Source organism: Bacillus sp. MYb56, from assembly GCF_002976445.1.
Classification (GTDB): Bacteria; Bacillota; Bacilli; order Bacillales; family Bacillaceae_G; genus Bacillus_A; species Bacillus_A mycoides.
Window position 1 is genome coordinate 12672 of sequence record NZ_PCOH01000017.1, and the last position, 17500, is coordinate 30171.

Below are 17500 nucleotides of genomic sequence, written 5' to 3' on the forward strand. Positions count from 1 at the left end.
AAATGATAAGGTTTTTCTTATCAGCGAAGCTCTATACAGTAACACATTATTCCCTATAGTATATTCACCTGTATAAAAAACGTTTTCATACATTCTATTTTTTTAGTTTTATTTCAGTAATCGATTTATACTTCGGCGTTTCCTTAACGTGAGATTCATACAAAGTAATCGTATCTGCTTGAAATGATGTTACAGGTAACTCTTTTACATTTGTCAGATCAAACACTTTTTCTCCTACCCATTTACGCGCAACAGTAATATGTGGATGATAAGGACGTGTATCTAGAGAGAAGCCATTTTCTTCACAAATTGTATGCACTTGCTTTTGTAAACTAAACAAATCTTGATTATCACTTATCCCCGCCCAAAATATACGCGGCTGGTCCACCTGTCCGAATGTAGAAAGTCCTTGTAACGTGAACGATAATTCCGTTTTTTCTGTAAGTGTTTGTAATCCATTCTTTATTCCTTCTAACTGTTCCTCTGTCGCACTTCCTAAAAATGAAAGGGTAATATGATAGTCTTCTTCATATACCCACGAGCGAAATGGTAATTCATCCTTCATTTCCTCTTTATAATTAGAAAGAATTTCTTTTATATGACGTGGTAAAGTTACTGCGACAAAATAATGCGGCACCATCTACATCGTCTCCTTTATGTTATTGTTGCTTTTCTTCCTTATCTCATTCAGCTAAAAAGAATCCGCCCTCTAAAGTAGAGAGCGGTCATTATTTAAATATCTTTTATTTCGCTAATTCATGAATTGCTTGAGCGTAAATCGCTGTCGCTTTTAATAAATCTTCAATTTCAATGTACTCGTCTTTTTGATGCGCAAGTTCTTCTTTTCCTGGGAATAACGGGCCAAATGCAACGCCAGCTTTCAATGAACGAGCATAAGTACCACCGCCAATTGCTAACAATTCAGCTTTTTCACCAGTTTGTTCTTCATATACACGTTGTAAAGTACGAATTAACGTATGATCTTTGTCAACGTGATGCGGGCGAGAGTTAGAATAATCCGCTACTTCAAATCCGTGAGTACCAACATATTCTTTTAACTTTGCAATCGTTTCTTCAAAGTTAGTTGTAACTGGATAGCGTACATTTAATCCTAAATTACCACCGTTTTCTTGCGAGTAAGACAGACGACCAACATTCACTGTTAACGGCCCGCTAATATCGTCTTTATAAGAAATACCAGCTTTTTCTCCCATAATATCACCTGTAAATGTTTCTGTTACAAACGAGGTAAATGAAGCCCCTTTTCCATCAAGAGAAACTTTCGTTAAGAAGTTTACCAATAATAAACCTGCATTTTCTCCCTTTTCCGGAGTAGATCCGTGAGCTGAAATCCCTTTGATTTGCAACGTCACCGTCTTTCCTTCTACAATTGCTTTACCTATTTTTTTAGCAGTTTGTAAATACTCTTCATATGCTACTGTAAGTGTATTTACATCTTCTCCTGTAATAACTGCTTCTGCAAAATCAGGAACCATATTTAAACGACGACCTGACTCAAATGAAATAAGCTTAAATGTGCCTTCTTTCTCTTCGCCACCACTTTGCACAACTTGTATGTCAGAAATTCCTTTTTCCGCATTAATAATCGGAAAATCTGCATCCGGCGCAAAACCGATTGTTGGCATTTCTTCATTTTTAAAATAATGATTTACACACTTCCAATTACTTTCCTCATCTGTTCCTAAAATCATACGAACACGTTTTGAAAGAGGTAAGCCCAATTCTTTAACGATTTTCATCGCATAATAAGCTGCCATCGTCGGCCCTTTATCATCAATTGCACCGCGTGCAAAAATCTTCCCGTCGCGAATATCCGCACTATACGCAGGAGTTGTCCAGCCATCTCCTTCTGGTACAACATCAACGTGACAAAGAATACCTACTAATTCTTCTCCTTGTCCCATTTCAAGATGACCTGCATATCCTTCTAAATTTTTAGAACAGAAACCTTCTGCTTCTCCTTTATGTAACATGAAAGATAAGGCTTTTTCTACACCTTCACCAAATGGTGCGCCCTCTTTCGCAGATTCTTCTTCCCATACACTTTTAATTTGTAAAAATTTTTGTGTATCACGAATTAAATCATCTTTTCGTTTTGTAACTTCTTCTGTCCAATTAATCGTCGACATCACGCATCCATCCTTCACTATATTGTCTCTTTCATCATAGCAAACGAAAATCTCTTATGCCATACATGAAAAACTAATAACGGACAATTGTAATATTTCAGATATTTCTTATTAGTTTTTCTTTTATTTTTTAAAAAAAATTTGCAGGAATTTGGCGTTTTACGTAGAAATTTATGAGTTAGTTGACTGACCAGACATACAATGTCAACTACCAATATTTTTCTATATGAATATTTGTTAAACTTTTGTAAAATTTAAGTAAGTTAAAGCATGAATTTTATCATGTAGAGTACAATGGTAGTAACGACCTTCTTTCCTGAATGGGGTCAAAAAAACTAGTAGAGGAGCGGTTTTCTCTTGAAACCTACAACTACTCGTATGCTAACACGCATTAAATCGATTTATATGTACATCAATGAAAACGGTACGGTAACAACGAAAGACCTTGTAGATGAGTTCGGGATCACACCGCGAACAATACAACGTGATCTAAATGTGTTGCAGTTTAATGAACTCGTGTATAGCCCTTGCCGCGGCAAGTGGACAACGACAGGAAAGAAAGTGAGAATGACCTCATAATAAAAAATAATTGTATGTAAATAAATACATACCCCTTTCTAACTCATTAGAAAGGGGTCTTTTCTATGCTCTGAAATTGGCGTTACTTTTCGTTATCTACTTGATACGTCTTTAACATTTCTACTTCTTCATCTGTTAATTCACGATATTGCCCAAGTTCTAACTCTTCATCTAACATTAAAGGTCCCATCTCTGTTCTCTTTAAATAAACTACTTTTTTCCCTACCGCTTCAAACATACGCTTCACTTGATGGAATTTTCCTTCTGTAATAACGAGTTCAATCTCAGAAATATCATCACTTTTTAAAATTGTAAGTTCGCCTGGCTTCGTTTCATAGCCATCTTCTAAAATAACACCTTTAGCGAATTCTATTACATCCTCTTCCGTTACAACACCTGAAATGTGTGCATAATATTTTTTCGGCACATGCTTTTTCGGAGATAATAGTTGATGCGTTAACTTCCCATCATTTGTGATTAATAAGAAACCTTCTGTATCAATATCGAGCCTTCCAACAGGGAATGGATCGAAAATCGCATCTTCTAATTCTAATAAATCTATTACTGTTTCGTGGTTATCATCTTCTGTCGCTGAAATAACACCTTGTGGTTTATGCATCATTAAATAAACAAACTCTTTATATTCCACAACTTCACCGTGAATCATAACCTCTTGCTCTTCTACATTCACATGAAACTTCGCATCTTTCACTGGCGTTCCATCAATCTTCACAACGCCGTCTTTCAGTAATTTCTTTACTTCTTTTCTACTTCCGTGTCCCATATTCGCTAATAATTTATCTAATCTCATGTTCTTCACCTTCTTTATTTATCATAGAAAAGGGGACGTATTTACGCCCCTTTTGATTTCAACTTTATTTTGAATCTACTACCAAGTCTACGCTGGATTTTCTCTAAAGCTTCTCCGCCAAATACTCTTTCTAGTACTCCTGTGCGAATCGCTAACAATCCGTAAACAAGACCACCAATACCTGCACAAATCGCAACTGTAATAAGAGCACCAATACGGCCATCAGGCGAAATCATGAAGGATAGAAGCCATTGTGATAGTTTTACAGCAATAACCATTACAAGTGTTAAGACTGCAATTTGGAATGTTCTCTTATATACAACACCAAATGAATAGTGTGCGTGTTTTTTAATTTGTCTATTCGTATACCATACGGAAGCTAAGAAGCCGACTGCAGTAGCCAAAATCGCCCCAACTGTACCGAAATAACGAATAAAGATTACGTTACATGCAAATTTCAAAATAACACCCATCACAAGCGCAATAACCGCATGTTTCTGCTGGTTAATCCCTTGCAGAATTGCTGCTGTTACTGTGAATAAAGCGAATAACAATGCAACTGGCGCATACCACATTAATACTTGTCCACCTAGTGGGTCTGAATCGTAGAAAGCAGTGTAAATCGGATATGCAAGTGTAGAAATACCTACAACTGCTGGCAATGTTAAAAACATATTCGCCTGGAATGTTTGTGTAATTTGTAATTTCAAATAACGGTATTGCTTTTCAGTAAACGACTTTGTAATCGCTGGCACGAGCGTTAAACTAAACGCTGTTGCAAGTGATACTGGAATCATAATTAATTTATGCGTCCACATCGTGAAAATACCGAGTGCTCGCTCTGCGATATCTCCTTGACCAATCGCCTGCATAATAGAGTTAAATGTCAATGTATCAATTTGTTGATATAAAGGAATTGTTAATCCAATTACAACGTAAGGGATTGCATATGCAAACAACTCTTTAAACAATTGAGCGGTACTTACCGTCGATTCTGGTACAGTTTGCTCAATTAAATATTGATCCAAATATTTTTTACGTTTTAACCAGTACCAAATTAATACGCCAAGTGCTCCAACTGCTGAAACGAACGCAGCGAATGTCGCAACCCCAACTGCCGTTGCTACTGTACCGCCAAGTACTTTAATAACGATGAAACTACCCGCTAATAAAAAGACGATACGAATAATTTGCTCAATAATTTGTGAAACCGTAGTCGGTCCCATCGATTGGTGGCCTTGGAAATAACCACGAATCAAACTTGCTGCCGGCACAACAATAAGCGCAAAACTTACGAGGCGAATAATCGTCGTAACTTCTTCTATCTTATTTTGTAAACTTTGTTTACCAAGCATTGCTTCTGCAAATAATGGTGCGGTCATGTACAGTACTAAGAAGGAAAGAACTCCTGTTACTATCATCATAACCATTCCCGAGCGGAACATTCTCCGGCTCGTTTTATAATCTCCAAGTGCATTATATTTGGAAACAAACTTAGAAACAGCAAGCGGCACTCCTGCCGTTGCGATACTTAAAAATATCGTATATGGAATGTATCCATATGTATAGAGCGTTCCGCCTTCTGTGCCTACTAATGCATGAAACGGAAAAACGTAAATCATGCCTAAGAACTTTACTAAAAATGTCCCTAACGTCACAATAAGCGTTCCGCGCAGAAATTTTGAATCGGACATACGAAAATCCTCCTACATCTACATAAAGTGAAACTATAATTAGTGGGAGACTCCCCTCCTACTAATCATTCGAGCATTTACGGACCTTTTTAACTCCCTCTTTACTTCTCATAAATCTTAAGATAGTAGTCTTATTGCCCATAAATAGCAGTATAATGCTGAACTCTAACTTTTGTATTGTACCACAATTCTCCTCTTAAGCAGTACTTCACTCTATTTTTCTTTTAAGGGAAAACATGCTATTCTTTTAGGCAGGAAATGTAGAAAATGAGGTCGATATATTATGCATTATGATGTTATTGTCATCGGCGGCGGTCCTTCAGGGCTAATGGCTGCAATCGGTGCTGCTGAAGAAGGCGCAAGCGTCTTACTTCTTGATAAAGGAAATAAACTAGGACGTAAACTTGCGATTTCTGGTGGTGGTCGTTGTAACGTAACAAACCGTCTACCACTTGATGAAATCGTTAAACATATACCTGGAAATGGTCGCTTCTTATACAGTGCTTTTTCTATTTTCAGTAATGAAGATATTATTACATTCTTCGAAAATCTCGGTGTACAACTGAAAGAAGAGGATCATGGCCGCATGTTCCCAGTATCAAATAAAGCGCAATCTGTTGTAGATGCACTGTTAACACGATTAAAAGACTTAGGTGTGAAAACACGTACGAATACGCCTGTCGAAACGATTGAGTATGAAAACGGTCAAACGAAGGCTGTTATTCTGCAAACAGGTGAAGTGTTAGAAACGAATCACGTCGTTATCGCTGTTGGCGGAAAATCTGTTCCTCAAACTGGTTCTACTGGAGACGGATACGCTTGGGCTGAAAAAGCTGGGCATACAATTACAGAACTTTTCCCAACAGAAGTACCAATTCTTTCAAACGAACCGTTTATTCGTGACCGCACATTACAAGGTCTTGCTTTACGAGATGTAAACTTAAGTGTATTAAACCCGAAAGGAAAAGTTATCATTTCTCATAAAATGGATATGCTTTTCACTCACTTCGGCCTATCTGGTCCTGCTGCTCTTCGCTGTAGCCAATTCGTTGTGAAAGCGATGAAAAAGTTTAAAACGAACACAGTGCACATGAGTATCGATGCATTGCCAGAAGAAAATAGTGAGCAACTGTTCCAGCGCATGCTGAAACAAATGAAAGAAGATCCGAAAAAAGGAATTAAAAACGTTTTAAAAGGCTATGTTCCTGAACGTTACTTCCTATTCTTATTAGAAAAAAATGAAATTGACGGTAGCGAACAAGCTGGGCAAGTTTCTCATGAGAAGATTCGCGCACTTGTGAAAGACTTTAAAGAATTTACCGTCCATGTAAATGGTACGCAGTCAATTGAAAAAGCATTCGTTACTGGCGGAGGGGTATCCGTTAAAGAAATTAACCCGAAAGAAATGGCTTCGAAATTCACGAATGGTTTATACTTCTGCGGAGAAGTTCTTGATATTCACGGTTATACTGGCGGCTATAACATTACATCTGCCCTTGTTACTGGCCGAATTGCCGGAACAACAGCAGGACAAAATGCGAAAATGCAATACTAAAAAAAGAAACAGGGACTCCTGTTTCTTTTTTTAGTATGTTGAAATAGCAAAGCAGTACACGAAATTATATTGGCGATACTTTAAATATATCGACCGTTTCTTCAAAAATATCCCTTCCTCCTAACTTCCCATTTCTTTTTTGTTGCTTTATATACCTTAGTACCTTTATATTTTATATTGTTGAATATTCGAAAAAGGGTAAGGGGAAAACAAATGAGAAAAAAAGTCATGATGTCTTTAATGCTAATGACGTTTCTTTCTGCGGTAGAAGGAACGATTGTTAGTACAGCGATCCCTCGTATAACGAGTGATTTGTCAGGTGTCGAACTTGTTAGTTGGGTATATGCAATCTATATGCTTGCAACAGCTGTTTCGACTCCAATATACGGAAAGCTAGCTGATTTATTCGGCCGTAAAAAAGTTCTGCTCATCGGAGCAACAATCTTCTTAATCGGTTCTGCACTTTGCGGAGTCGTTACATCAATGGAACAATTAATCTTCTTCCGTGCTCTTCAAGGTATAGGGGCTGGTGCTGTTATGCCGATCACAATGACGATTATTGGAGATCTATATAGCGAAGCTAAAGACCGCGCGAAAGCACAAGGCTGGATGAGTGCCGTTTGGGGTGTATCTGGTGTTATTGGGCCGTTAGTAGGTGGATTTTTAGTTGATTCTCTTTCTTGGCGCTATATTTTCTTCTTAAACGTTCCTTTTGGAATTATCGCTTGCTTAATGTTTGCCACTTCTTATAAGGAATCTGTTAAGTCCGCCGCTAAGCAACATATCGACTATCTTGGTGCGACAGTTTTCTCATTAAGTACAATTGCTTTACTATACGCATTATTAACAGGTAGCAGTAAGCAAAACTGGGGAGACATTTCAATTATCGGCCTATTAATCTTTGCCGCTGTTTCATTCAGTATTTTCTTATACATCGAGAAAAAGTCTCCGGAACCATTAATTCCGCTAGCACTTTTCTCTAACCGTACATTATCTACAATAAACATACTAACACTTATTGCTGGCGCAATGATTATTAGTATTACAGTGTATCTTCCAATTTGGAGCCAAGGTGTTTTAGGAAAAAATGCGACAGAGGCTGGACTCATTTTAATGCCGATTCCTGTTATGTGGACATTCGGTGCTATGTTCTCCGGCAACTTAGTTGGCAAGTTACAAACGAAACAAATTATTTTACTTGGAGCTAGCATTTTATCAGTTGCTACTTTCTTATTATTTACATTATCAACAGATTCACCATCATTCCTTATTTATGTTGCAGTCGGATTATTCGGCTTAGGAATGGGGCTTGTTACACCAATTTACATGGTAACAATTCAAGCAGCTGTACCGGCCCATACGCGCGGAACGGCAGTTGGTTTAAATACATTTATTAATACATTTAGTCAAACACTAGGAGCTGCAATCTTCGGAACGATCTTCAATACGATGATTCATGCACGTGGCATTAAAAACCTTGATCTTGTTTCTTCTGGCGGACATGGAGGGGCTACAGCAAACGTAGCAACCGAGTCACAATCCGCATTAGCATCAAGTGTACACGTCATTTATATGAGCACTTTCGTATTAGCGGTATTCACATTAATTATCGCTTGGATCCTATTAAAGCCAGCTAAACAAACAAGTGAACAATAAAAAAAGGATGACCATTTTGGTCATCCTTTTTGCATAAAATCTACTCTTCATTCTCCACAATATGTTTAAGCACGGACAATTTATTATCCCAAAATCGTTCATAGTACGAGAGCCACTGCTGTAATTCCTCTAATGGTTCTGGATGCAAACGATATATCTTCTCTCTTCCGCTCTTTCTTCCACTCACTAAATTCGCTTCTGAAAGAATATAAAGGTGCTTTACAACTGCAGTACGGCTCATCGGAAAATGATCCGTTATTTTTGAAATTGGTAACTCTTTATCACTTAATAACCGTAACACTTCTCGGCGGGTTGGATCAGCAATTGCTTGAAACACATCATATTTCGCTGCTGACGAGGACACTTAACCTTCGACAACCTTTTTCAGTTTTTCATTTACAATCGCTACCCAGCCACCATTCATTCTATCGCGAATAATAGAGCTCTTCGCATTCGCTTTCGGAAGGATTTCATCAGGATGTTTCCAGCCGCCGTGAATTAACGTAAATTCTGTTTTATTATCTCCTAGGTCTTTCAAATTAAATGAAACAACCCAGCCATCTGTGTCCCATGAGAAAGATAAATAATTCGGCTCATCAATCTCTAACACTTTACATGGTGATGGTCCGAAAGGTGATTGCACATGAAACTCATGTCCTACCGCCAATTCGAAATCATTTGGCATAAACCATGACGCAATTCCTTCTGCAGTCGATACTACATTCCATACTTTTTGAATAGGCGCGTTAAAAACGATTGTTTGTTTAATATCATTTAATGTATTTTGTTGTTCCATTTTATATCTCCTTTATTCGGCATTAAAATATAACACCTTTTAGTTTCACATTAACAATATAACACCTTTTGGTTTCATGTCAAGAAAGACTCTTTTTCACTGTTGAGAAATTCTCAACATTTTTTCAACAGGACAAACACCCTCTCACCATTCCTTCATAATATACTCACAAAGGCAATGAAAAATAGAAAATTCCCTCAATATGAAGCTCTATCACTCCTATTGAGAGAAGCGCCTAACTTATCTCATCTGTACTTCGTCTCTCCTCCTTCCCTCGGGGACAATACGCGAGATATGTAAAAATCAGAAGGAGTATGCCCGCCATTTGGGTAGGTAGTTATTTCTCTTCTCCTCAACATTTCCTTAGGAGCGAAATGACTACCGACCCACTTTTTCAAACAAAAATAAAAAGGAGATGAAAGCTATGTTCTATTGCATTAACTGTTCTGAAATTCACCATGAAAAACACCCGAATGATAAAGTTTTTAAAAACGGTTTTTATATTGATCCATTTTTAGGTGATCGTTATCACCTTGGTATGTGTACAGATGCCCAAAACCATGAAACAGGGGCGCCTCTTTTAGCGACAAAGAAATTAGGCACAACTCAATCTATTATGAACGTATTACCGACACATGTTGTCCCAACATAAAACATAAAAAAGAGCTGGCTCACCCAGCTCTTTTTTATGCTTTATAAACGATCATTGCTGAAAAACAATAAATTTGGTTTTCGTCATCGTTAATAGAAACACCGACTTGGTACTTAATATCTACAAAGTTACTATCATCAATTTTTTTCAAAAATACATTTACAGCGTCTTCTAAGTCTTTTTCATGACTTTCATCAAACACTTTCACACGAATCATGTTAACACCATCCTAGATCGCAGCCCTCCGCCGCTTGTTTATTGCCACGGTGCGTATCTATGATGCGATAAAACTTTCCATCTTCATATATATATCCGTCTTCTAACACATATTGTTTATCTTCAGTATAGACATAAAACTTACCTATCATAAACTTACTCGTATATAATTCCAAATAATCTTGCCTAAATTTAGCTACAACTTTATTTGTAATATCAATTCTAATTGTGCGCCCCACCTTCTCTCCCTCCCTTGCAAAGAACGGATTTAGGTATATTGTATTAGCGATTTTATATTTTATGCTTAAAAATAAGTGGATATGCCCTCTTTCTGCGCCTGTACTATTTTTCTAAAAAAATCCCCCCTATTTATTCAACTTATAAGAGCAAAAAAACAAACAAAAAAACGACTTTTATATATTGACTACAGCATATCAGATGTGATATCATATAAAATTTGACATTTTTATCCTAGTATGTTATCATTAAAAGTAGTTACCACATACGGAGGTGGATGATTTGTTTCAAATTGGTGATAAAATCGTTTATCCAATGCACGGTGCAGGAATCATCGAAGCAATTGAAGAGAAAGAAATATTAGGCACTACGCGTCAATATTGTGTTATACGCATCATTAGTAAAGATATGCAAGTAATGCTTCCGATAAATCAATTACAAAAATCAGGTATACGTTATATCGTCGATAAAGGTACTTTAGATGGTATACTTCTTGAATTTCATCATGGGGAATCAGACCCCTCACTCTCTTGGAAACAAAGATATACAATGAATATGGAAAAAATGAAGAACGGCAATCTTCAAGATAGTGCAGAAGTTGTTCGTGATTTACTTCGTCGCAATAAAGAAAGAGCATTAAATGCGAGCGAAAAACAAATGCTAGATAATGCGCGTAAAATGGTTATTAGTGAAGTTGCGCTCGTACAGAATGTTTCAGAACATCAAGCAACAGAATTTCTTCAAGATACAATCAATCATTAATTTTAAAAATAGCCGACCGCTATTTTTTTTTGCGTAAAAAAGGCCAAAGAGTTAAATCTCTTTGGCCTTTCATATTACCCACGCCCCGCTTGAAACGATGGATATAAAGTCATTCCACCATCTGCAAATAACGTAATTCCAGTTACGTAACTTGCCTCTGCTGAAGCAAGCCACGTTGCTACTGCTGCGATTTCTTCAGGTTTTCCAATGTAACCCATTGGAATCATACTTTCTACGTCGTCACGTTTTTTCGGGTCAGCAAATTTTTCAGCATTAATTGGCGTATTAATTGCACCAGGCCCAATATTATTTACCCGAATACCTTTTGGTGCATATTCTAACGCTAACGTTTCTGTCATAAGCTTAATCCCCCCCTTACTAGCCGCATAATGCACAAATAATGGCCACGGGATTTTCTCATGAACACTAGACATATTAATAACCGAACCTTTAATATCGTGTTCCACAAAATATTTAATCGCTTCACGACTTCCTAAAAAAGCACCTGTTAAATTTGTATGAATTACTTTATTCCAATCCTCTAACGGCATTTCATGCGACGGTACCGCGTTTTCTATCCCTGCATTATTAATCATAACGTCGAGCGTACCAAACTCTTTCACAGCAGATTGAATGAGATTCACAACATCTGCCTCGACCGTCACATCACCTTTGACAGCAATCGCTTCTCCACCTACCTTTTTTATTTCTTCTAATACATCGTTCGCTTCTGACTCTCTTGAGCGATAGTTAATAACAACTTTCGCCTTCTCTTTAGCAAATCTTACTCCCATGGCTCTTCCAAGACCAGTTGCTGATCCTGTAATAACGACGACTTTCCCTTCTAAATCACTATACATTTTAATACCTCCTTAACTTTTCGCAATCCCCAGCATAATTCCAGCTGCAATGATAAAAACGATACCAATAACAATCCCAATTAATTGACGCTTCGTTTTCCTTTCACCTAATATAAAGATCCCGCCAAGCGTCGAAATAATAATTCCCATTTGTGAAAGGGAAAAGCTTGTTGCGACCCCAACTCTTGGCTGCGAAATGAATAAAAACATATTTCCAGCTGCCCAAATCAATCCTGGAAGAATATTTCGAATCGCATATTTATTGAATGGATGATGTTTAAATGTGAGTAAAATCCCGCCTAATACCATACCGACCGCTTGTGGTAATAAAGCCGACCAACCGTTCACGTTAAATAACCGGATAACTACTACGTAAACTAAATAACCGACTGTTGAAATTAATAAAATAATAATTCCTTTTTTAAAATTTCCTGCTTGCTCTGCATTCTTCTCTTCTTTACTTTGCAGCGATGTTAAAATAACCCCGATAATAATACAAACGAGCGCCAAAACTCCAAGAACGACCGATATCGTCGTTGACCATTCATGAAACACGATAACCCCAAATAATGTTGTCGCGACTAATTGAAGCCCTGTTGAAATCGGCATCGTCCTAGAAACACCCATTAAATCAATACTTTTTAATTGATTCGCTTGACCAAGTGCCCAAAATAAGCCAGATACAATTCCAACTCCAATAACGGTCGGAGTTAATACCGGCTTCATAAAAATATAAACAACAATTGAGAAGATAAGTGCACCGAACGTTGTACCGAGCGTTTGACTATACGGTCCCCCGCCCAGTTTCACGTTAAATAGCACAATACTCCCCCAAAATATAGCTGGTAAAATCGCTAAAAGTATATCCATCGCTCATTACCTTTCTCTACAAAATGTCATAGGTTATCGCTCTAAATCATTAGAGTGAGCTTTTATTTTTTCGTTTTTTCGTGCACAAATCTTTTCTACAATAGCACCAGAAACATTCTTTTCTCGCTCCACTTTCTTTATCTTTATGTGATCTAAATTGTCTTCCAAAGTAAGTGTAACTTTATCATTCGGCGGATTATGTGCCCCTTGAAATGTAAGAAATTGTATCGTAACTTCAAACCTAGGAACAAACTCATCTTTCTTGCCTAGACGCTTTATATTTGTAACTGAGTCACATTCATACTGATCTTCTGTCACTTGCCTTATAACCGAGTAATATCGATTCAGTAACGCACTTTCTAAAAGCTGTTCCGTCGATTCTTTTGCCAAAGAATTGCTTGGAGAAAAGAAAAAAACAGAACATATCATTGCAATCATTACACATATCTTTTTCATAACTTCCTCCTTTTCCTATAAGATAGTGTTCTCCAAAATGCCATAAAAAAACGACTTTCCCTATTTAGGAAAGTCGTTTTTCATAGCATAAATCCAATATTAACCACCACTCACTGGTGGTATTAGTGCAACTACATCACCAGTGTGTATCGTGTCATCTTCATTTGCGTACTCTTCATTAATCGCAACCATAATTGGCGCTGAAACTGGTACATTATATTCTTTCGCAACAATATCTTTTAACTCTGCAACAGTAATATCTTCTTTCTCTATTTGTAATTCACTCGTTCCTGCTTCTTCTTGCAAGTTCGCAAATAACAATACTCGAATCATATTTATAACTCCTTCCCAGGCTCTCCTGCTGGATATGGTGTTTTTTCTAATTGGTCACCAATCCATGAGTCACCATCTTCCCAAAACTCCTTTTTCCAAATTGGAACAATTTTCTTAATACGCTCCATAATATATTCATTCGCTTCATAAGCCTCTTTGCGATGAGGCGTTGATACAGCAACAACAACCGCTATATCAGAAATTTGCAGCGTGCCGATGCGATGCGTAATCGCAACATGTGTACCGGGCCACTTCTCCTTCACTTCTGATCCAATTTTCTGTAGCATCTTTTCTGCCATCGTCTTATAAGCTACATACTCTAAGTATAGTGTACGACGCCCTTTCGTAAACTCCCTAACTGTCCCGATAAATGTTGTAACAGCACCACATTCACGGCGAACTACTTTCTTTGTCACCTCTTCAATCGAGATTTCTGTATCAATTACTTCATAATACGTATTTATCATTTTGCACCCCTAGCTGTTTGTAAAAACCAGTCTATATACAATTTTTCTTCTGTTATATGAAATACTTTATATTCTTCTCGTACATTTGACGAAGCATCATACCACGTAATAACTGCCGCTATATTTTCTACTTTATGTAAAAGTTCAGCGTCTTCCGCAGAACGAAGTAACACTACTTTCGGATAGTTCTCAGCTTTATAGCCCTCTATTAAAATCGTATCTACTTCAAAAAATTCGTACAAGCGGATAATTTCTTGCAAGGACCATTCATCTCGCAAAGAGGACAAAGATAGTAATCCAGCACCTTCTACACTACTTACTACAGCACCAGCTTTTCGGTGTCTTTCACTATCTTTTTGCGCTACTTCAGGAAAGCCCCCGTGACCATGATGTTTAATTGTAGCAACCTTCATTTCTCTTTCAGCTAATGCATGTACCATCTTCTCTACAAGTGTTGTTTTCCCGCTATTTTGATACCCTACTATTTGTAAGATTGAAGAGGCTTTGCCCACGGCCAATCACTTCCCTCAGAGCATTCTAACAATAATACAGACACTTTCATTCCTGCTTCAAATCCTCTCGTTCCTCCAGGCAGCACGATAAAAGCATTTGCATCCGCAAGTGAAGAGACCGCACTCGATTTATCTAAACCGACTGGCATCGCTTGTAGTGCCCCATTAACAATACTCGCTTTCGCTCTTACAAAACGAGTAAACGGATTTGGTTTCGGAAAATCTTTTTGTAAAATAGCATCAGTTCTATATACGTGAGGCTCCTTCACATGCAAATACGTTTTCATAATTGGATGCACAAATAATTCGAAACCTACATAACAAGCTGATGGATTACCTGATAAACCAAAGAGTAGCTTTCCATCAACTTCAGCTACTGTCGTTACACTTCCAGGTCTCATCGCTATTTTATTAAAGAGTACATTCGCCTGTAACCTTTCATAAATAGCTGGCAAATAGTCGTAATCCCCTACTGAAACACCGCCCGTTGTAATTAAAATATCAACCTCATCCATCGCTGATTTAACAGCTGTAAAACATGCATCTAACTCATCGGCAAGTTGCCCATAGTAACGCACTTTCCCGCCAGCTTTCATAATTTGAGCGGCAATCATGTAAGAGTTACTATTTCTAATTTTCCCTGGCTCTAACGCCTCATGCACTTCTAGTAATTCACTTCCTGTCGTTACAATACCGACAACAGGCTGTTTTACAACTTTCACAGTGCTATATCCAAACGTCGCTAATAATGCGGCAACACCTGGATTGATTACGACACCTTTCTTAACGAGGACTTGATTTTGTTTTATATCTTCTCCTTTAAATGACACATTGTCACCGTTTTGGAAAGGACGTTTTAACTTCATATATGTACTTTCGTTCCTCTCGAATCCTTCCGTCAGTTCTAGCATTACGACTGCATTGCAATCTTCTGGAATAGCTGCTCCTGTCATAATACGAACCGCCTGAAAAGCCCCTACTTCTTCTGTAAAAACAGATCCTGCTCCGATCTCTCCTATTACTTCAAATTCAATCGGCTGCTCTTGACTCGCTTCCTTCGTGTCTTCTGCTCGAATTGCGAAACCATCGTAAGGAGAACGATCAAAGTGAGGAACGTCGTGATCTGAGACAACATCCTCTCCAAGAATCCTCCCATAACTTTCTGTAATAGAAACTTCTTCTACTTCACCATGCTTAGCATATTTCATAACCCGCTCTACAGCCTCAGCAACTTGAATCGGGATTCGTTTTTCTACCATTGTTTCTCACCTCATATTTGCAAAATATCTAATCTCGATTACACTTTATATATTAAATCGCAATTACTTCAAGGAGGAATTCCATGTCTTCATTCACACATTTCAACGACCAAGGGCGCGCTAAAATGGTTGATATAAGTGACAAAAAAATAACCGTTCGAACAGCAATAGCATGCTCTAGCATTCTCGTTACAAAAGAAATTTTTGATAAAATCTCACGCAACGAAATTGGTAAAGGTGACGTATTAGCCGTCGCACAAATCGCAGGTATTATGGCTGCAAAACGTACTTCTGATATTATCCCAATGTGCCATCCTTTATTATTAAAAGGTGTTGATGTCTCTTTCGATTGGAAACAGTCAGAAGAACAATATCGGCTACTTATTGAAGTAAAAGTTAAAACAGAAGGTAGTACCGGCGTTGAGATGGAAGCTTTAACAGCTGCTTCCGCTACCGCTCTTACTGTATATGACATGTGTAAAGCCGTTGATAAGGGTATGATTATTGGCGAAACGTACTTACTTGAAAAAACGGGCGGAAAAAATGGAGATTATATTAGAAATTCTTAATCCTACCTTTTCCATTTGAACCTAAAGGATTCCCCTTTAGGTTCAACCTATATATCTTGCATATAGTCGTTTCGCAACATTCATATCATTCGTACCATGAATAAACGCCCTGCCATCTGTAAATAAAACAAAACGATATTCTTCCACTGGAAATGATAATAAATACGGCGTTGCTTTTACATCCACACTTTTTTGTAAGCGCTTTTTAATTTCCTCTAAATTAAAACCCTGACGCACACCTGGACGGATTTGAACTGTATTTCGCCCACATAATACTTCTGTTTTCGTTTGTGCTTCAAATGTTAAACTCGGATATGTACGTAACTTTCCACAGGATAAACATGTATCCTTTTTCTGCCTATTCACTTTAAATGCCATCTGTTGATTATTCCAAAGATCAAATGATAGCATCGTTTCACGAAGTGCCTCAAAATCTTCTACTAATATTTTCAAGGCTTCCGTTATTTGATGTGCAACTACTAATTGCACTGCTGGCTGTATAATACCGGCCGTATCACATGTCGCTCCGCTCGCCGGATGTTCCATTAAACATCGAAAACACGGCGTTTTTCCTGGCAAGATTGTATAAGTTACTCCGTAGCTTCCAACGCATCCTCCGTATATCCACGGAACGTTATACATCTGCGATATATCATTAATAAGAAGGCGCGTTTCAAAATTATCTGTCGCATCTAATATTAAATCTACACCTTTAATTAACTCTTCCATTTCTTGCACCGTTACATCAGTCACAACCGGTACAATTTCTACTTCGGAATTAATTGCCTTTAAATGTTCTGCTGCCGCTATTGCTTTCGGTTTATAATGCTTTGCATCTTCTTCTGTATATAATTGTTGCCTTTGTAAATTACTCCATTCTACATAATCACGATCCGCAATTGTTATTTTTCCAACACCTGCTCTAACAATTGCTTCTGCATTCGCTGCTCCGAGTGCACCAGCACCGATAACGAGCACGTGCTTCCCTCTTATTTTCCGTTGCCCTGCTTCCCCAACACCAGAAAATAACATTTGTCTTGAATATCGCTCTTGCATACGACATCCC

General features: G+C 37.8%; 22 protein-coding genes. 6 read left to right on the forward strand and 16 right to left on the reverse strand.

The features are described from left to right. Window positions 1–94 precede the first annotated feature (94 nt). Window positions 95–640: an RNA 2',3'-cyclic phosphodiesterase gene (gene thpR, locus CQ058_RS19065; RefSeq protein WP_002190927.1), complete on the reverse strand. Its 546-nt coding sequence runs from the start codon at window positions 638–640 to the stop codon at window positions 95–97. Window positions 641–743: 103 nt separating this feature from the next. Further along, window positions 744–2150 carry a dipeptidase PepV gene (gene pepV, locus CQ058_RS19070; protein WP_002190928.1) on the reverse strand — a complete coding sequence of 469 codons (1407 nt, stop codon included), beginning with the start codon at window positions 2148–2150 and terminating at the stop codon, window positions 744–746. Window positions 2151–2507: 357 nt separating this feature from the next. Between pepV and CQ058_RS19075 the strand changes: the two genes are divergently transcribed. Beyond that, window positions 2508–2729 carry a DeoR family transcriptional regulator gene (locus CQ058_RS19075; RefSeq protein ID WP_000805512.1) on the forward strand — a complete coding sequence of 74 codons (222 nt, stop codon included), beginning with the start codon at window positions 2508–2510 and terminating at the stop codon, window positions 2727–2729. Between the two features lie 82 nt (window positions 2730–2811). Here the strand turns inward: CQ058_RS19075 and CQ058_RS19080 are convergent, their stop codons facing one another. Both CQ058_RS19080 and CQ058_RS19085 read right to left on the reverse strand, forming a co-directional pair. After that, window positions 2812–3540 carry a pseudouridine synthase gene (locus CQ058_RS19080; protein ID WP_002034388.1) on the reverse strand — a complete coding sequence of 243 codons (729 nt, stop codon included), beginning with the start codon at window positions 3538–3540 and terminating at the stop codon, window positions 2812–2814. Between the two features lie 41 nt (window positions 3541–3581). Then, window positions 3582–5234 (reverse strand): putative polysaccharide biosynthesis protein, encoded by a 1653-nt coding sequence (locus tag CQ058_RS19085; RefSeq protein WP_002190930.1) that lies wholly within the window; start codon window positions 5232–5234, stop codon window positions 3582–3584. Between the two features lie 283 nt (window positions 5235–5517). Here CQ058_RS19085 and CQ058_RS19090 point away from each other — a divergent pair, with 283 nt between their 5' ends. Further along, window positions 5518–6789 (forward strand): BaiN/RdsA family NAD(P)/FAD-dependent oxidoreductase, encoded by a 1272-nt coding sequence (locus CQ058_RS19090; protein WP_105589927.1) that lies wholly within the window; start codon window positions 5518–5520, stop codon window positions 6787–6789. A 213-nt stretch (window positions 6790–7002) separates the two neighbouring features. Beyond that, window positions 7003–8445 (forward strand): MDR family MFS transporter, encoded by a 1443-nt coding sequence (locus CQ058_RS19095; RefSeq protein WP_002190932.1) that lies wholly within the window; start codon window positions 7003–7005, stop codon window positions 8443–8445. Window positions 8446–8485: 40 nt separating this feature from the next. On the opposite strand, the gene CQ058_RS19100 is transcribed toward CQ058_RS19095, so the two are convergent. Beyond that, window positions 8486–8809: an ArsR/SmtB family transcription factor gene (locus CQ058_RS19100; RefSeq protein WP_002190933.1), complete on the reverse strand. Its 324-nt coding sequence runs from the start codon at window positions 8807–8809 to the stop codon at window positions 8486–8488. Beyond that, window positions 8810–9241, reverse strand: coding sequence for an SRPBCC family protein (locus CQ058_RS19105; RefSeq protein WP_002015664.1), 432 nt, complete (start codon window positions 9239–9241; stop codon window positions 8810–8812). A 424-nt stretch (window positions 9242–9665) separates the two neighbouring features. Between CQ058_RS19105 and CQ058_RS19115 the strand changes: the two genes are divergently transcribed. Further along, on the forward strand, window positions 9666–9893 hold the full coding sequence (locus tag CQ058_RS19115) for a DUF3973 domain-containing protein (RefSeq protein WP_002129470.1): 228 nt from the start codon (window positions 9666–9668) through the stop codon (window positions 9891–9893). Between the two features lie 34 nt (window positions 9894–9927). Here CQ058_RS19115 and CQ058_RS19120 read toward each other — a convergent pair whose 3' ends face one another. Together CQ058_RS19120 and CQ058_RS19125 are read right to left on the reverse strand one after the other, a co-directional pair. Next, entirely contained in the window at window positions 9928–10110 is a 183-nt protein-coding gene (locus tag CQ058_RS19120) for a sporulation protein Cse60 (RefSeq protein ID WP_000621751.1), read from the reverse strand. 1 nt (window position 10111) lies between these two features. Further along, window positions 10112–10348 (reverse strand): DUF2553 family protein, encoded by a 237-nt coding sequence (locus CQ058_RS19125; protein ID WP_002089059.1) that lies wholly within the window; start codon window positions 10346–10348, stop codon window positions 10112–10114. Window positions 10349–10628: 280 nt separating this feature from the next. Between CQ058_RS19125 and CQ058_RS19130 the strand changes: the two genes are divergently transcribed. Next, on the forward strand, window positions 10629–11108 hold the full coding sequence (locus CQ058_RS19130; protein ID WP_002143447.1) for a CarD family transcriptional regulator: 480 nt from the start codon (window positions 10629–10631) through the stop codon (window positions 11106–11108). A 74-nt stretch (window positions 11109–11182) separates the two neighbouring features. Here the strand turns inward: CQ058_RS19130 and CQ058_RS19135 are convergent, their stop codons facing one another. The 7 genes from CQ058_RS19135 to CQ058_RS19165 all read right to left on the reverse strand — a co-directional run bounded on the left by CQ058_RS19135 (window position 11183) and on the right by CQ058_RS19165 (window position 15865). Further along, window positions 11183–11968: a glucose 1-dehydrogenase gene (locus CQ058_RS19135; protein ID WP_002015659.1), complete on the reverse strand. Its 786-nt coding sequence runs from the start codon at window positions 11966–11968 to the stop codon at window positions 11183–11185. Window positions 11969–11980: 12 nt separating this feature from the next. Next, on the reverse strand, window positions 11981–12838 hold the full coding sequence (gene glcU / locus CQ058_RS19140) for a glucose uptake protein GlcU (protein WP_002015656.1): 858 nt from the start codon (window positions 12836–12838) through the stop codon (window positions 11981–11983). Between the two features lie 33 nt (window positions 12839–12871). Beyond that, the gene (locus CQ058_RS19145) at window positions 12872–13294 is read right to left on the reverse strand and encodes a DUF3888 domain-containing protein (protein WP_002089063.1); all 423 of its coding nucleotides are present in this window, start codon (window positions 13292–13294) and stop codon (window positions 12872–12874) included. 99 nt (window positions 13295–13393) lie between these two features. Next, window positions 13394–13627 (reverse strand): molybdopterin converting factor subunit 1, encoded by a 234-nt coding sequence (moaD, locus tag CQ058_RS19150; RefSeq protein ID WP_002015653.1) that lies wholly within the window; start codon window positions 13625–13627, stop codon window positions 13394–13396. Between the two features lie 2 nt (window positions 13628–13629). Then, on the reverse strand, window positions 13630–14094 hold the full coding sequence (gene moaE / locus CQ058_RS19155; protein WP_002164944.1) for a molybdopterin synthase catalytic subunit MoaE: 465 nt from the start codon (window positions 14092–14094) through the stop codon (window positions 13630–13632). Next, window positions 14091–14612 (reverse strand): molybdopterin-guanine dinucleotide biosynthesis protein B, encoded by a 522-nt coding sequence (mobB, locus tag CQ058_RS19160; protein WP_002143449.1) that lies wholly within the window; start codon window positions 14610–14612, stop codon window positions 14091–14093. The genes moaE and mobB overlap by 4 nt, the downstream gene beginning before the upstream one ends. Further along, window positions 14576–15865 carry a molybdopterin molybdotransferase MoeA gene (locus tag CQ058_RS19165; RefSeq protein WP_002190935.1) on the reverse strand — a complete coding sequence of 430 codons (1290 nt, stop codon included), beginning with the start codon at window positions 15863–15865 and terminating at the stop codon, window positions 14576–14578. Before CQ058_RS19165 ends, mobB begins: the two co-directional genes overlap by 37 nt. A gap of 83 nt (window positions 15866–15948) precedes the next feature. Between CQ058_RS19165 and moaC the strand changes: the two genes are divergently transcribed. Then, window positions 15949–16434: a cyclic pyranopterin monophosphate synthase MoaC gene (gene moaC, locus CQ058_RS19170; protein WP_002129484.1), complete on the forward strand. Its 486-nt coding sequence runs from the start codon at window positions 15949–15951 to the stop codon at window positions 16432–16434. A 42-nt stretch (window positions 16435–16476) separates the two neighbouring features. On the opposite strand, the gene CQ058_RS19175 is transcribed toward moaC, so the two are convergent. Beyond that, window positions 16477–17490: a molybdopterin-synthase adenylyltransferase MoeB gene (locus CQ058_RS19175; protein WP_002190938.1), complete on the reverse strand. Its 1014-nt coding sequence runs from the start codon at window positions 17488–17490 to the stop codon at window positions 16477–16479. Between the last annotated feature and the right edge of the window lie 10 nt (window positions 17491–17500).

Bases quoted from the DNA above. Each gene is read 5' to 3' on its own strand.
- CQ058_RS19105 (WP_002015664.1), bottom strand. From the start codon at position 9,241: ATGGAACAACAAAATACATTAAATGATATTAAACAAACAATCGTTTTT.
- moaE (WP_002164944.1), bottom strand. From the start codon at position 14,094: ATGATAAATACGTATTATGAAGTAATTGATACAGAAATCTCGATTGAA.
- CQ058_RS19115 (WP_002129470.1), top strand. From the start codon at position 9,666: ATGTTCTATTGCATTAACTGTTCTGAAATTCACCATGAAAAACACCCG.
- glcU (WP_002015656.1), bottom strand. From the start codon at position 12,838: ATGGATATACTTTTAGCGATTTTACCAGCTATATTTTGGGGGAGTATT.
- moaD (WP_002015653.1), bottom strand. From the start codon at position 13,627: ATGATTCGAGTATTGTTATTTGCGAACTTGCAAGAAGAAGCAGGAACG.
- CQ058_RS19175 (WP_002190938.1), bottom strand. From the start codon at position 17,490: ATGCAAGAGCGATATTCAAGACAAATGTTATTTTCTGGTGTTGGGGAA.
- CQ058_RS19120 (WP_000621751.1), bottom strand. From the start codon at position 10,110: ATGATTCGTGTGAAAGTGTTTGATGAAAGTCATGAAAAAGACTTAGAA.
- thpR (WP_002190927.1), bottom strand. From the start codon at position 640: ATGGTGCCGCATTATTTTGTCGCAGTAACTTTACCACGTCATATAAAA.
- CQ058_RS19080 (WP_002034388.1), bottom strand. From the start codon at position 3,540: ATGAGATTAGATAAATTATTAGCGAATATGGGACACGGAAGTAGAAAA.
- CQ058_RS19145 (WP_002089063.1), bottom strand. From the start codon at position 13,294: ATGAAAAAGATATGTGTAATGATTGCAATGATATGTTCTGTTTTTTTC.
- moaC (WP_002129484.1), top strand. From the start codon at position 15,949: ATGTCTTCATTCACACATTTCAACGACCAAGGGCGCGCTAAAATGGTT.
- CQ058_RS19165 (WP_002190935.1), bottom strand. From the start codon at position 15,865: ATGGTAGAAAAACGAATCCCGATTCAAGTTGCTGAGGCTGTAGAGCGG.
- CQ058_RS19095 (WP_002190932.1), top strand. From the start codon at position 7,003: ATGAGAAAAAAAGTCATGATGTCTTTAATGCTAATGACGTTTCTTTCT.
- CQ058_RS19085 (WP_002190930.1), bottom strand. From the start codon at position 5,234: ATGTCCGATTCAAAATTTCTGCGCGGAACGCTTATTGTGACGTTAGGG.
- CQ058_RS19090 (WP_105589927.1), top strand. From the start codon at position 5,518: ATGCATTATGATGTTATTGTCATCGGCGGCGGTCCTTCAGGGCTAATG.
- CQ058_RS19135 (WP_002015659.1), bottom strand. From the start codon at position 11,968: ATGTATAGTGATTTAGAAGGGAAAGTCGTCGTTATTACAGGATCAGCA.
- pepV (WP_002190928.1), bottom strand. From the start codon at position 2,150: ATGTCGACGATTAATTGGACAGAAGAAGTTACAAAACGAAAAGATGAT.